We start from the raw sequence: 14441 nt of genomic DNA, 5'->3' as shown, positions 1-14441 counted from the left end.
GGTTTTATATAAGAAAAGGACTAGAACTTTAGTGTTCTAGTCCTTTTGTCATATGTACTAGTATTACACTAGTTTTTACAATTATTTTTTTAGGCTTGGTTTTAGTAGCGCTAAGATAATACAAGCTATAACAGAACCGATTGCGATGGATGCAAGGTAAAGAAGAGGGTTACCGATTGTAGGTACTACGAAGATACCGCCATGTGGAGCGCGTAGTGTACATTCGAAGAACATGGATAACGCACCAGCTGTACCAGCACCGATGATGCAAGCTGGTAATACGCGAACTGGATCAGCCGCTGCAAATGGGATAGCGCCTTCTGTGATGAAGGAGAGGCCCATGATGTAGTTTGTGATACCAGATTTGCGTTCAGCCTCTGTGAAGCGGCTAGGGAAGAATGTAGTACATAGAGCGATTGCCAACGGAGGAACCATACCACCTGCCATTACAGCAGCCATGATACCGTATTCACCAGTCGCAAGCGCACCTGTACCGATAACGTAAGCTGCCTTGTTTACAGGACCGCCCATATCAACGGACATCATAGCACCAAAGATGAGACCTAACAATACGCGGCTAGTAGTGCCCATGGATTGTAAGGAGTCCATTAACCAGTGGTTAAGTGCGGATACAGGAGGGTTAATTACGAAGGTTATGGCTAAACCAATGAATAATACGCCGAGTACAGGGTAGAAGAGAACTGGTTTTGTGCCTTCTAATGCTTGCGGCAAACCAGAGACTAATTTTTTAACTAATAATACCAAATAACCTGCAGCAAAGCCGGCAATCAATGCACCAAGGAAACCAGAGCCGCCTTGGTTAGCCAATAAGCCACCAACAAAACCAGCTACAAGACCTGGACGGTCAGCAATACTCATAGCGATGTAACCAGCTAATACTGGTAACATGAAACCAAAGGATGCGCCACCGATTTGCATTAAGAATGCAGAAAGAGGATTGCCGGAGCCAAAGTTTTTAGGATTCGCAGGATCTAATGTATCGAATAAGAATGCAAGGGCAATCAAGATACCGCCACCAATAACGAATGGCAACATGTGAGATACACCATTCATCAAATGTTTGTAGATTTGACGACCTACACTGTCAGATGCGCTAGCAGCGATTTCTGCAGCTTTGCGGTCTGCCGCAGATGCTTGGTATACAGCTGCTGTGCCAGCCATGGCTTCTGTTAAAAGCTCTTCTGCTTTATTGATACCGTTTGCAACCTTAGTTTGAATCATAGGCTTTCCGTTGAAGCGCCCCATTTCTACTTGGCGGTCAGACGCGACGATAATGCATTTAGTATGAGCAATTTCTTCTGCTGTAAGAGCATCTTTAACACCAGAAGCACCATTTTTCTCAACCTTTAAGGAAATGCCCATTTCTTTGGCTTTCCGTTCTAAAGATTCAGCAGCCATGTAGGTATGAGCAATACCAGTAGGGCAACCAGTTACAGCCAATACATCGTAATGTGGGTTGTCTACAGTGACTTTTTCAACTGCTGCAGCTGCTGTACTAGCATCAGATGCTTCAGTTTCCTCTGCTGGCGGTTCTGCAGTTTTGATGAAACCTTCAACGGAAGGGTCAAAGTTACCTTGCTCTTTAGCTGTTACGAGTTCCAAGAAACGTTCTACAGTAGGAGCAGCGATGAGGGCTTCTTTGAAATCAGGGTCGATAACCATCATAGCTAATTGGCTCAATACCTCTACATGAGTGTCAGCTGCGCCTTCAGGGGCAGCAATCATGAAAAATAATCGAGATGGCTGACCGTCAAGTGCTTCAAAGTCTACGCCGTGAGGTACAACCATAGCTGCGAGGCCTGCTTCTTTTACGCCTGCGGATTTAGCATGTGGTGTAGCGATGCCGTCACCAAGACCAGTAGAGCCAGATTCTTCACGAGCAAAAACGGCTGATAAGTACTCACCTTTATCGATGAGGTTGCCGCCTTTTTCCATTAACTCGCCCAAGGTGTAAATGGCGTCAGCCTTTGTAACAGGGTCTGCATTCAGCAGGACGGATTGAGGTTTTAATAAATCAGTGATTTGCATATATAAACTCCTTGATGCAAATAAAATATAAAACTAGTTAACTCGTACTTGTGAAAGTAGCGCTTCTACTTCTACGAGTGTAGCGAGATTTTCAGAGTAAGCGGAGGCAGAGCCACTGGAGATGCCCCAGTAGAGGGCTTCTTGTAAATCGCCCGTTTTCTCAAAGCCTGTAATAAACCCAGCTACCATAGAATCGCCAGCGCCTACAGAATTTACAAGGGTTCCTTTAGGGGCAGGGCTCGTATATACAGTGCCATCAGCTGCGACCAAGATAGCTCCATCACCAGCCATAGAGATAAGCACATGTTGTGCGCCTTTCTCTTGCAAGGCCTTAGCCGCCGCTACAAGGTCATCCTGAGTAGAGAGTGTGCGACCAAAGATTTCGCTAAGTTCATGATTATTAGGCTTAATCATGAATGGTTTGTATGGTAAGACCCGTGTCAGCAGGTCTTTTGTAGCATCTACGACAATGCGAATTTTTTTATGTTGTAAGCGCTCCATAATGAGCTCGTACATATCACTTGGTAAGCTAGCAGGAATACTGCCAGCAAGGATTAATGTATCTTGTTCAGTTAATGTATCAAGCTGTTTGTAGAGGGATTCTAATTCGTCATTAGAGATGATTGGGCCACGACCGTTAATTTCTGTTTCCTCATCAGAGGCTTTCACCTTAACATTGATGCGAGTTAAACCTTCTCGGAGGCGAATGAAATCTTCTTTTACGCCGAACCTATTGAGCTGCGTAACGATTTCTTCACCTGTAAAGCCGGCAATAAAACCGAGTGCCGTTGTATCCATACCCAGATTGTTGAGTACGATGGATACGTTGATGCCCTTGCCACCCCCAAGAACGTACTCTTGAGTGGTACGATTAATGCTTCCCGTCTTGAGGTGATTAAGACGTACGATATAATCGAGGGCTGGGTTAAAGGTAATGGTGTAAATCATACAAATTCCCCTTGATAAGATAAATGAATTAGCCTATGGTTGGCTGATCTTGCTTCCGTAATCGTAACCAATACATGATTGGCAAGAGATATAGAAAGAAGGCGAATGGTACATAGCCTGCTATACTAGTACCCATCATAACTATAGGTACGTAAGCAGCGATATTCCATGGTAGTAAGGGGGCAATGACTATGCCGCTGTTTTCAAAGTCGAGCATCACATCTTCATCTTGAATACCCCGTTGTGCGTAGGTAATGCGCATAATAGAATGTGTCATCACAACCGCAATAGCTTGACTACAACCTACAGCGCCAGTTAAGAGTGCGAGGCCTACATTGGCAGCAAATATATTGCTACGCGTTCTAGCACGTTCTAATAGTTGTCTAACATCATTCCAGAAGCCAACCCCTTCGAGCATACCTGAAATGGCAGTTGCCATAAAGATTGATAGGGTAGGAATGAACATTGTTTGCAGCCCACCGCCATGAATGATATCTGCTAGTGGATTATAATGTGGTAGTTTAAAGCCTGTTAAGGTATACCAGCCTAAATCGGAAGGGGTAGCCCCTTGATTAGTATAAGCCAGAATGGCTGCGGCTAATGCGCTGAGGCCAATAGGCCAACGGATAGATACTTTCAAAGGCAATAAAGCGATGACGATAATCACTGGAATCCACAATGTCCAATCAATATTGAAGATAAAGTGGATTGTATCGGATAACAAACTATTTTCATAGTTTAGAGGGAACCACTGGGACAGTATTAGGTAGAGCACTGTAGAAATAACAAGTGCAGGTAGTCCCGCTTTAAACATAATTGGTATATTACTAGAAACCTTAGTATGTGTTAAGGCTGCTACCAGTGATGCGCTAGATGACAATGGGCCGTTGCGATCACCAAAGTATGCACCGGCTATAATGGCACCAGCTACGATATTCTCTGGAATATTACCGGCTCTTGCCATCGTGATGAGTACAATGCCTATGGTGCCTACAGTACCGAAAGCTGTACCTAATAGCATGCTAACAATCGCTGTTAATAAGAAGGCACAAGCAATAAAGAGGGACGGATCAATCAAGTCGATGCCGGTGGCGATAATCATAGGGATGATGCCTGCTGCTTGCCACATAGCAATAAGCCAACCGATAAGCAAGAATATTTGCATTACCACAATCGAGCTTTTAGCACCTGTCCATGATAGGTTTAGCAGTTCTTTTGGTTGGTATCCTTTGCGATAGAATACATAGGCCATGATACACCATACCACTATCAAGGCGTAACCAATAGCAATACCGTTAGCTACGGCGATGATAATGACGAGGATAGATATGAGTAAACCTATGAGCGACTCCGTATTTTTCGGCATTAGAGAACGGCCTTGTTGATACTTTAGAAATGCATTTAATATGAGTTGTAACCACTTCATCTTAATCGATAGGAAGTTCTGTTTCGAAGACTTCCTCAGCAGGGCCAGTCATGAGCACCGTGCCATCCTCCAAGTATGAAATATGTAATGTTCCTAAATAAAGCTCTACATCTACTTCGCGACCAGTTAGGCCTTTTTCAAAGGACATAACAGCAGAAGCACAAGAGCCTGTACCACATGCTAGTGTAGCACCTGCACCGCGTTCCCAAGTACGAACCTTGATGTGCTTGTCGTTGACTACTTCTATGTAGTTAACATTTGTGTTGGATGGGAATGCATCGTGTTTTTCAATGATAGGACCTTGTGTCGTTACAGGTGCCTTTGTAATGTCATTGATATACACCTCTGTATGAGGCACGCCGAGTAATACGGAGCTTACCGTTACTGTTTCGCCGTTTACATCGAGGTCTACGTCGATAACCTTATCCATATTTATATCCATCGGAATGTCTTGGGATGCAAAGAATGGCTTGCCCATGTCTACAGTCACTTGTGTGACTATACCATTTTCGATAGTTAAGGTAGGTTTCATTACACCAGCCAAGGTTTCGATGGTGAAAGTTTCTTTAGTAATTTCACCGTGTTCATAGGCATATTTGGCAAAACAACGAATCGCATTGCCGCACATTTCTGCTTCACTACCATCAGAGTTGATAATGCGCATGCGTACATTACAGTTTTTTGACGGAACTAGAATGGCAAGACCATCAGCGCCAATGCCTGTACGACGATCGCAAAGTCGAATAGCGAGGTCTGTGTAATCTTTTTCAGTCCCTTGTGGGTCAGCAAAGAGGATGAAGTCATTGCCAAGACCATGCATTTTAGTTAATTTCATAAAGTCTCCTATCAATAAGTAAGACTTTCACCATGAATCCCGTGAAAGTCTCATAAATATATTATTATATATATTCTATATTATATCATAAATGGGTGATGAATTTGAGTTGTAATATCATTTGCTTTATTGTTTACCAGAGAAATGATAGAATATAAAGTAATGTAGTTTATCGTAATAGAAAGAGGAACACACATGCGAATTCAAGGGATTTCTGGATCTCGTGGCGTTGCTGTAGGCAATGTATATAGATATATTCAAGAAGAAATTGTTATTCCTGACTACACTGTAGCAGAGGACAAAGTAGAAGCGGAAATTGGTAAGTTTGCTGCTGCTATGGCATCTACTTTAAAACAATTGGATATTATCCGCCAAAAGGCTTTAAAAGAAATGGGACCAGACGAGGCCGCTATTTTCGAAGCACATATGCAAATTGCTCAAGACCCATCCTTATCTGATGGTATTAAATCCCTTGTTGAGAGTAGCCATACTAACGTAGTGGCAGCTACTGCTCAAACCATTGACACCTTTGCTAATATCTTTCTTGGCATGGATGATCCATATATGCGTGAACGCGGTGCAGATATTAAGGATATTGGTGACCGCTTAATACGTAACATGTTAGGTATGAATCCTCGTGGTTTGTCCCATATTTCTGGAGAGGTTATCTTGGTGGCTCATGATTTGGCTCCATCTGATACGGCTTCTTTAGATAAAAATGTTGTGAAAGGCATTGTAACAGCGGCAGGTGGTCCTACATCTCATGCGGCTATCATGGCACGTACCTTGGAAATTCCTGCCGTTATGGGGGTAGGCGATATTGAAGGCTTTGTTGATGGCGAGAAGGCTGTTGTACTTGGTTCAGAGGGTATCGTTGAAATAAATCCATCTGATGCGGATTGGTCTGAGTATACAAATCAGGCGGATGCATACCAAGAAGAGTTAAAACGCTTGCGCGAATCTGCTAATCTTGAAGCTACAACAACTGATGGTCATCATGTAGAACTATTTGGTAATATCGGTAAGTCTAAAGATGCTAAACATGCTCTTACAATGGGAGCACAAGGTATTGGCTTATACCGTACAGAGTTCTTGTACATGGAAAATGATGAATTACCATCAGAAGATGTACAATTTGAAGAATATAAAAAGGTTGCGGAAGATATGCAGGGGCAATCTGTTATTATCCGTACCATGGATATCGGTGGGGATAAGGAGTTGAAATGCCTTGATTTGCCAAGTGAAATGAATCCATTCCTTGGCTATCGTGCGATTCGTATTTCCTTACATCGTCCAGATATTTTCAAAGTACAATTACGTGCGTTATTGCGTGCTAGTGCTTTTGGTAATATTCACATCATGTACCCTATGATTGCTTCCGTAGAAGAAGTGAAACAAGCGAATGCTATGCTTGAGGAATGCAAGGCAGAACTTACAGAAGAAGGCCAAGAATTCAATAAGGATATTAAGGTTGGTATTATGATTGAAGTACCAGCAGCCGCTGTTATTTCTCCAATTTTGGCTAAATACGTAGACTTCTTCAGTATCGGTACAAATGATTTGTGCCAATATACACTGGCAGTAGACCGTATGAATGAATCCATTGGTTCTTTATATCAGCCATTGCATCCAGGTGTCTTACGTCTTATCAAACATGTTATTGATGCTAGCCATGAACAAGGTAAATTTACAGGTATGTGTGGTGAACTCGCTAGTGATCCTGTAGCTACCATGATTCTATTAGGTCTTGGTCTTGACGAATTCTCTATGACAGCGTCCTCTATACCACTTATTAAGAGAATCTTACGATCTGTTTCTAAAGTAGAATGTGAAGATGTGGCTAATAAAGCGCTTTCCATGGATACAGCTGAAGAAATTACCGAATATGCTAAATCTGTACTAGCTGAAAAAGGCTTACTATAATTTTGTATAGCTCTAAGAAAAGTATTAAGTTCATCAGTATATAGCAAAGAACTTTTAATATACTTGAATTAAAATGCTTTAAATTGATACAATATATCTATTAGAACGTATAGGATAGGCATTGCCTATCGAGATAGAAAGAGGTTATTATGAAAGAATTAACAGTAGAAATTACTAACGAATCTGGTTTACACGCTCGCCCTGCTACAGCTTTTACACAATTGGCTGCTAAATACGCTTCCAAAGTAACAATTGCTGCTAATGGTAAAACAGCTGATGCTAAATCCATTTTGACTGTATTGACTTTAGGAGCTACAAAAGGTACATCCGTTACATTGACTGCTGATGGTGCTGACGAAGACGATGCACTTGCTGCATTGAGCGAATTTTTAACAACTAACCACGACTAATTCCTTGTGGTAATAGAAAGGACTCTACGAATGTAGAGTCCTTTTTTGTTGATATGTACACAGTTTGTATTTTTATTAGACGAAATTTCTAATTTAATGTATTGTGGGTGATTCGTAAACTATTGCAATGTAGTTTTAGGTAAAAAAAAGAGGCTGTTTTGCCTCTTCTTTATTTTCCCATGTTTGCAAAGCGCTCTACAGCTTTTGTAAAGTCGCTAATAGTTTTTTCTACGTCACCGTGTTCGATACCATCGCGTACACAGTGATTGATGTGTCCTTCTAGAACCACTTGTCCTACTTTGTGTAGGGCAGACTTAGCTGCATTGATTTGGCTTAACACATCTTCGCATGGAATGTCTTCTTCAATCATTCGATCAATAGCTTGCACTTGACCAAGGATTTTACGTAATCGACGATGTAGATTTTCTGAATCCATACATTGTTTCATAATACTCCTCCAATGGGCATGTTTTTATCATCTTCATTATTATACTCTATATAAAGTTTATAATACAACTTAATAAGTATACCTAATATGCATAAATCTGTATATATAGATTTACATAGTATCTGGCAGTATATCTTCAAATATATTTTAAATGTATTATTAAATACATTTTATACTATATATATCTATTTAAACCTTGTAATATATGTATCTTCTTCTTAATTGATGTGATACAATACATTTAATACACAATGTGTTTGTATATGTATATAAGGTTCTGTAGTACTTAATAGATCTTAAGTTGTATTATAGATATTACTGTTACAGGCCTTTATGAAATAGGTGAAAGCAATGAAAGTATTTCGCTATCTTAGGAATTTAGTGGTATTTGTGGTAGTCATTGTATTGGCTATATTTGTATATGATGGATACCATAGCTTTCAAGGTACAAATCATGAAAGTAAGGCTCACACAACTGTTGAAAAACGGATAGAACAAAGTGAAGACACCCTCAGTCGTACGGATCGTATTATACGACTATTTACTTTTAAAGAAAAGGTAGAAATGGCCCTCAACCAACGTGTTTCTAAAGAACATTGGGTAAAGGGTGATGTGATTCCAGAATATACAAAAAATGCACTCATCGCTATAGAGGATAAGCGGTATTATAAACATGGGGCTATTGATGTGCTCGGTATTATTCGTGCCTTTTATACCAATACTATAGCAGGTGAAACCGTAGAGGGGGGCAGTACCATAACACAACAAGTGGTAAAAAACCTCTTTCTCTCATCCAAACGTATTATGAGTCGTAAGGTAGAAGAAGCTATTCTTGCCAGTGAAATGGAACATTATTATACGAAGGAAGAAATACTCACTATGTATCTAAATACCGTATACTATGGTCATGATTACTACGGTATCTATGAAGCAGCGCACGGCTACTTTGGAACAAGTCCAAGTCGATTGACATTAGGTCAAAGTGCTATGCTGGCGGCCTTGCCTAATGCACCATCCTATTTGGATCCCTATACGAACTATAAAGGGGCTAAAGCTCGACAAAAATTGGTGCTTGAACAAATGGTAGACCAAGGTATGATTACACAAGCGGAAGCGGACTATGCATACCAACAAGACTTGGAACTTGTGGATGAATAATTGAATATATTTTATAATCTCTGTTTGCTAATGAATAATTAATTGGCGAACAGAGATTTTTATAAAAAGTTACGCTCCGAAATATATTACTAAATTGAATAAAAATAATGCTTGCATCTATAATTATACAGGTGTATACTATTTTTTGTCAGAAAGAGGAAATGACTGTTAGGTTAGATGCCACTGCGTTTTCATAATTTTCTGATATAATATATGATTATATAAGTTTAAATACATAGTAAGTTTTTAATGAGGTGTTATCATGGGTAAAGCAAATAAAGTAGTACTCGCATATTCTGGTGGCTTAGACACATCCGTTATCATTCCTTGGTTAAAAGAAAATTATGGTGCTGAAGTTATCGCAGTGTGCGTAGACTTGGGCCAACCTGAAGATTATGATGCGGTTGAAAAGAAAGCAATTAAATCTGGCGCTTCTAAAGCATACATTGTTGATGCTAAAGAAGAATTCGTAAAAGATTATGTGTGGCCAACAGTAAAAGCTGGTGCAATTTATGAAGGAAAATATTTATTAGGTACATCCTTCGCTAGACCTTTGATTGGTAAAATCCTTGTAGATATTGCTAAAAAAGAAGGCGCTGATGCTATCGCTCATGGTGCGACTGGTAAAGGTAATGACCAAGTTCGTTTTGAACTTACTATCAAAGCATTGGCTCCTAACATGAAAATCATTGCTCCTTGGAGAGAATGGGATTTGAAATCTAGAACAGACTGCATGGAATACGCTGCTAAACACGACATTCCAGTTGTAGCTACAAAATCTCATCCATATTCCATGGACCAAAACGTATGGCATTTGTCCCATGAAGGCGGCGATCTTGAAAATCCAGCAAATGCTCCTAAAGATGATGTGTACTTGGTAACACATACTCCTGAACAAGCTCCAGACGAAGCTGGTTATGTAACTGTATCCTTCAAAGATGGTGTACCTGTAGCGGTAGACGGTCAAGAAGGTACTCCTTTACAATTGTTAGAAAAACTTAACGAAATTGGTGCACACTATGGTGTAGGCGTTGTAGATATCGTTGAAAATAGATTAGTAGGCATGAAATCTCGTGGCGTTTATGAAAACCCAGGTGGATCCATCATCATGTATGCTCACAGAGAACTTGAATACCTTTGCCTCGACAGAGCTACATACCACTACAAAGAACTTATTGCTAACAAATACGCTGAACTCGTATATGATGGCATGTGGTTCGCACCATTGATGAACGCTTTGCAAGCATTCGTTGATGAAACTCAAAAAACTGTAACTGGTGAAGTAAAACTTAAATTGTACAAAGGCAACATCATTTCTGCTGGTGCAACTTCTCCATACTCTTTGTACAGCGAAGATTTCGTAACATTTGAAGAAGATGATGTATACAACCAAGCTGATGCGGCTGGTTTCATCAACTTGTTCGGTTTACCTCTTAAAATTAATGCATTAATGAAAGAAAAGGCAGGTAAATAATGGCTAAATTGTGGGGCGGGCGTTTCACAAAAGGCACAGATAAAGCGGTAGAGGATTTTACATCCTCTATCGCTTTTGATGCGCGGATGTACGCCGAAGATATTGCAGGTAGTAAAGCACATGCGACTATGCTAGCAAAACAAAATATTATCTCCGACGCAGATAGAGACGCTATTGTAGCGGGCTTAACAAAAATTAAAAGCCAAATCGATAAAGGCGAGTTCCCATTCTCCGTGGCGCTTGAAGACATTCATATGAATATTGAAAAACGCTTAACAGATGATATCGGTGAAGCGGGTGGTCGTTTGCATACAGGTCGGAGCCGTAATGACCAATGTGCAGTAGATTTACATATGTATGTGCGTAAAGCCGTTGTAGAGATGGGCGAGCTCATTGTCGATATGCAAAAGGCACTCATTGAAACCGCTGAAAAATACAGCGATGTTATCATGCCTGGCTATACGCATTTACAACGAGCTCAACCTGTTTTGTTTGGGCACCATATGATGGCGTACTTCTCCATGTTAGAACGAGATTTTGATCGTTTGTTGATGGTATTCAAACATGCTGATATCATGCCACTTGGAGCTGGTGCACTAGCTGGTTCTACATACGGTATTGATCAAACCTATACGCAAAAACTATTAGGCTTCTCCCGTATTTACGAAAATAGTATGGATGCTGTATCCGACCGTGATTATGTAGTTGAATTCTTATCCTTTGCATCTCTTGTGATGATGCACTTGAGTCGTCTTAGTGAAGAATTAATTTTGTGGTCTACAAATGAGTTTAATTTTATTGAACTTGATGATGCTCATTGTACAGGCTCTAGTATTATGCCACAAAAGAAAAATCCTGACGTATGTGAACTCGTTCGTGGTAAAACAGGCCGTACTTATGGTCACCTATTAGGCTTATTAACTACATTAAAAGGCTTGCCACTTACCTATAATAAAGATATGCAAGAGGATAAAGAGGGCATTTTTGATGCTATTGATACAGTACATTTTGCATTGTCCATTAATGCAGCTATGATTCGTGGTATGAAAGTTAATGGGGCTCATATGAAAGCTGTCCTCGATGATGACTTCTCTAATGCTACTGATATGGCAGATTACCTTGCGAAAAAAGGTGTACCATTCCGTGAGGCTCACGAAATCGTAGGTAATGCTGTGCATCATTGTATTGAAAAAGGTTGTGTATTGCTTGATTTATCTGTAGAGGACTTCAAAGCAATTTCGGAACACTTTGATGCAGATATTCTTGATGCTATTTCCATTGAAGCCTGCGTAGCAGGTCGCAATAACTACTCTGGTACAGCTCCAGAATGTGTGGAAAGACAACGTAATAATGGTAAAGCTATTATTACTGCAGAAGAAAAACAAATTGCTGAGTGGAAAGCAATTGTTGAATCTGTACAAGCATAAGGTTTTCAATAAGAACGGACTTTTAATGAAGAGCTCAAATCAGCATAACTGTAACCATCTTTGAAATCTGATATAATCCTTATCATAAAACCTAAAATAGAAGATCGATATACATATAAGTGTTATATCAAAGACTATAGTAGTTTTCTTTGATACTTATGTGTATGTCGATTTTTTGTTTAAATCCTAGATAGTATATAGAAAAAGAGATTTTTAATTGATAAATTACTAGTAAAATGGTATAAATTTATGTTCACATACAATGGACTATGTAAAAATAATAGTCTTGTAGTACGAAACTATAACTGTGATAGATAGCAAAAATTACATATATAGGCAGAATAAAATAGGATAAAAATATACTCTGTCATCATTAAAATGAGTTCTGTTCGTTTTAGATATTAAAATAACTATAATTTATTCAATTCGTGTAATATAGCTTGTCCGCCAATAAAGTACTTTCATTTTGGGTTCACAGGTGTTATTATTTAAATCGTAATAAGAATAACAACAGTAAATTCACATTCAAGCCCATCACAGCACGAACTGAATTTACTTAGCGGTATATTATATTTAAGTGAATTATGGACGAGAAAAAATTCACCTTTTGAAAGGGGATTGATACATGAAAACCACCGCTAAAAAAATGTCTGTATTCCAGCTAACCACAATGGTAGCAGCCAATATGCTAGGAGCTGGGATCATTATGTTACCAACTAATTTGGCTCAAGTTGGTACTATTTCAGTTTTATCTTGGCTCGTAACAGCTGTGGGTGCGCTTTTATTAGCGTATATTTTTGCTCAAGCGGGTATGTTCTCCCAGATTAAGGGCGGCATGGGCGGTTATGCAGAACACCGCTTCGGTAGAACTGGACATTTTATGGCGAGCTATGCTTACAGCATATCTCTCATTATTGCTAATGTAGCTATTGCAGTTTCAGCAGTAGGTTATGGCTCTGAATTATTTGGTGTCGATTTAAATGCTGTTCAGACGAGTCAAGTAACAATCGTATTGCTCTGGTTTGCGGCAATTCTGAATTTCAGAGGAAACCGCTTTACAGGGCGACTTAGTAATATAACAGTTTGGGGATCTATTCTTCCCGTTTTAGCAATTAGCACTATTGGGTGGTTTTGGTTTAATCCAGATACTTTTATTGCAGCTTGGAATCCAAATGATATTCCATTTTTTGATGCTGTTAAGCAATCAATTTCTCTGACCCTTTGGGGGTTCCTTGGTTTTGAATCGGCTGCAGCTAATGCAGATGCTGTAGAAAATCCAAGAAAAAATGTGCCTATAGCTACAGTAAGTGGCACATTGGCAGTAGCTGTAATTTATGTTTTGTCTACTAATGTTATGGCCGGTATCGTGCCTAACATCGACTTGTTAAATTCTAATGCACCATTTGGTTTAACCTTTATGCATATGTTTAATGGTGTAGTTGGTGATTTTGTTATGGCATCAATGGTGATTTCTTGCTGTGGTGCTTTACTTTGTTGGCAATTTACGTTGTCTCGCGTATTTAAAAGTGCTGCTGAAGCGGGGTATTTTCCAAAAGTATTTGCACGTGTTAATAGTAAAGATGCACCAGTTCGTGGCGTGTTGATCTTGTTAGTTATTGAGACTATATTGACTTTATTTACAGCTAATGAGGTATTACGTGAACAGTTTGAGAATCTTGTTAATCTAGCTGTTGTTACCAATGTGGTTCCGTATATCCTGGTTACTTTGTCTGTGCCAGTTATGATGGAACGTTCTAATGTCTCTAAATCTCATATTAATCATTTTAGAGTAATTGGTATACTTGGTGTTTTATATTGTGTATATGCAATTTATTCTTCTGGTGAGAGTGCTATAGTAGGTGGTGCTTTTGCACTGTTAATTGGTTTAGGTATTTGTACTGTTCGTAAAATTATTGCAGCTCGACGGGCACAAAGAAAATTACAACAAAGTATCGATTAATTGAATAACTCTCGTCTTATAAGAGGCTGTTACAGTGTAACAGCCTCTTTTTATATGATATATATACCTATAAGGGGTATATGTATTGTAAAGGAAATATTAATATAGTATATTTATAATCGTTAAAAATGAATAAATTGATGAGTGTCGGTATGTACCGAGCGTGAAAGAGGAAAATGGGTGTAAGTCCTATACTATGCAAATAGCTGTAATGAGGAGCAAGGTTTCATTATAGGGTCACTGGGAGACTGGGAAGGCCGAAATATTGCGATGAATCATGAGTCAGAAAGCCTGCTCTAAATGCACATGATAGTAATATATCGTGCTAAATTTAGGTTAGTCAGGTGGACTAACCTTTTTTGTTATCTTTATATGTATTTCTG

General features: G+C 39.4%; 11 protein-coding genes and 1 riboswitch. Of the genes, 6 read left to right on the top strand and 5 right to left on the bottom strand.

From position 1 onward, the window contains the following. Nucleotides 1–81: 81 nt before the first annotated feature. The 4 genes from RWP19_RS05580 to dapF form a co-directional block, all read right to left on the bottom strand. Complete coding sequence (locus RWP19_RS05580) at nt 82–2049, bottom strand: fructose-specific PTS transporter subunit EIIC (protein ID WP_314356788.1); 1968 nt, start codon at nt 2047–2049, stop codon at nt 82–84. Nucleotides 2050–2082: 33 nt separating this feature from the next. After that, nucleotides 2083–2997 carry a 1-phosphofructokinase gene (gene pfkB, locus RWP19_RS05575; protein WP_295209703.1) on the bottom strand — a complete coding sequence of 305 codons (915 nt, stop codon included), beginning with the start codon at nt 2995–2997 and terminating at the stop codon, nt 2083–2085. Nucleotides 2998–3025: 28 nt separating this feature from the next. Next, nucleotides 3026–4363 carry a Na+/H+ antiporter NhaC family protein gene (locus tag RWP19_RS05570; RefSeq protein ID WP_314356787.1) on the bottom strand — a complete coding sequence of 446 codons (1338 nt, stop codon included), beginning with the start codon at nt 4361–4363 and terminating at the stop codon, nt 3026–3028. 61 nt (nt 4364–4424) lie between these two features. After that, nucleotides 4425–5258 (bottom strand): diaminopimelate epimerase, encoded by an 834-nt coding sequence (dapF, locus tag RWP19_RS05565; RefSeq protein WP_314356786.1) that lies wholly within the window; start codon nt 5256–5258, stop codon nt 4425–4427. A gap of 195 nt (nt 5259–5453) precedes the next feature. Between dapF and ptsP the strand changes: the two genes are divergently transcribed. Then, complete coding sequence (ptsP, locus tag RWP19_RS05560; protein WP_314356785.1) at nt 5454–7181, top strand: phosphoenolpyruvate--protein phosphotransferase; 1728 nt, start codon at nt 5454–5456, stop codon at nt 7179–7181. Nucleotides 7182–7330: 149 nt separating this feature from the next. After that, nucleotides 7331–7591: an HPr family phosphocarrier protein gene (locus RWP19_RS05555; protein ID WP_009352491.1), complete on the top strand. Its 261-nt coding sequence runs from the start codon at nt 7331–7333 to the stop codon at nt 7589–7591. Nucleotides 7592–7760: 169 nt separating this feature from the next. On the opposite strand, the gene RWP19_RS05550 is transcribed toward RWP19_RS05555, so the two are convergent. Beyond that, nucleotides 7761–8039 (bottom strand): metal-sensing transcriptional repressor, encoded by a 279-nt coding sequence (locus RWP19_RS05550; RefSeq protein WP_004695033.1) that lies wholly within the window; start codon nt 8037–8039, stop codon nt 7761–7763. A gap of 351 nt (nt 8040–8390) precedes the next feature. Here RWP19_RS05550 and RWP19_RS05545 point away from each other — a divergent pair, with 351 nt between their 5' ends. The 4 genes from RWP19_RS05545 (at nt 8391) to potE (ending at nt 14058) form a co-directional block, all read left to right on the top strand. Then, complete coding sequence (locus RWP19_RS05545; RefSeq protein WP_314356784.1) at nt 8391–9197, top strand: biosynthetic peptidoglycan transglycosylase; 807 nt, start codon at nt 8391–8393, stop codon at nt 9195–9197. Nucleotides 9198–9459: 262 nt separating this feature from the next. Further along, nucleotides 9460–10671 (top strand): argininosuccinate synthase, encoded by a 1212-nt coding sequence (locus RWP19_RS05540; protein WP_314356783.1) that lies wholly within the window; start codon nt 9460–9462, stop codon nt 10669–10671. Beyond that, nucleotides 10671–12098, top strand: a complete 1428-nt coding sequence (gene argH / locus RWP19_RS05535; protein ID WP_314356782.1) for an argininosuccinate lyase — start codon at nt 10671–10673, stop codon at nt 12096–12098. The genes RWP19_RS05540 and argH overlap by 1 nt, the downstream gene beginning before the upstream one ends. A gap of 625 nt (nt 12099–12723) precedes the next feature. Beyond that, entirely contained in the window at nt 12724–14058 is a 1335-nt protein-coding gene (potE, locus tag RWP19_RS05530; protein WP_295210703.1) for a putrescine-ornithine antiporter, read from the top strand. 125 nt (nt 14059–14183) lie between these two features. After that, nucleotides 14184–14372, top strand: a riboswitch (cobalamin riboswitch). Nucleotides 14373–14441: the final 69 nt, after the last annotated feature.

This window comes from uncultured Veillonella sp. (genome assembly GCF_963522475.1).
In the GTDB taxonomy this organism is placed as follows: domain Bacteria; phylum Bacillota; class Negativicutes; order Veillonellales; family Veillonellaceae; genus Veillonella.
Note: the sequence above shows the minus strand (reverse complement) of the source record. Positions and strands in the feature narration are given on the sequence as shown.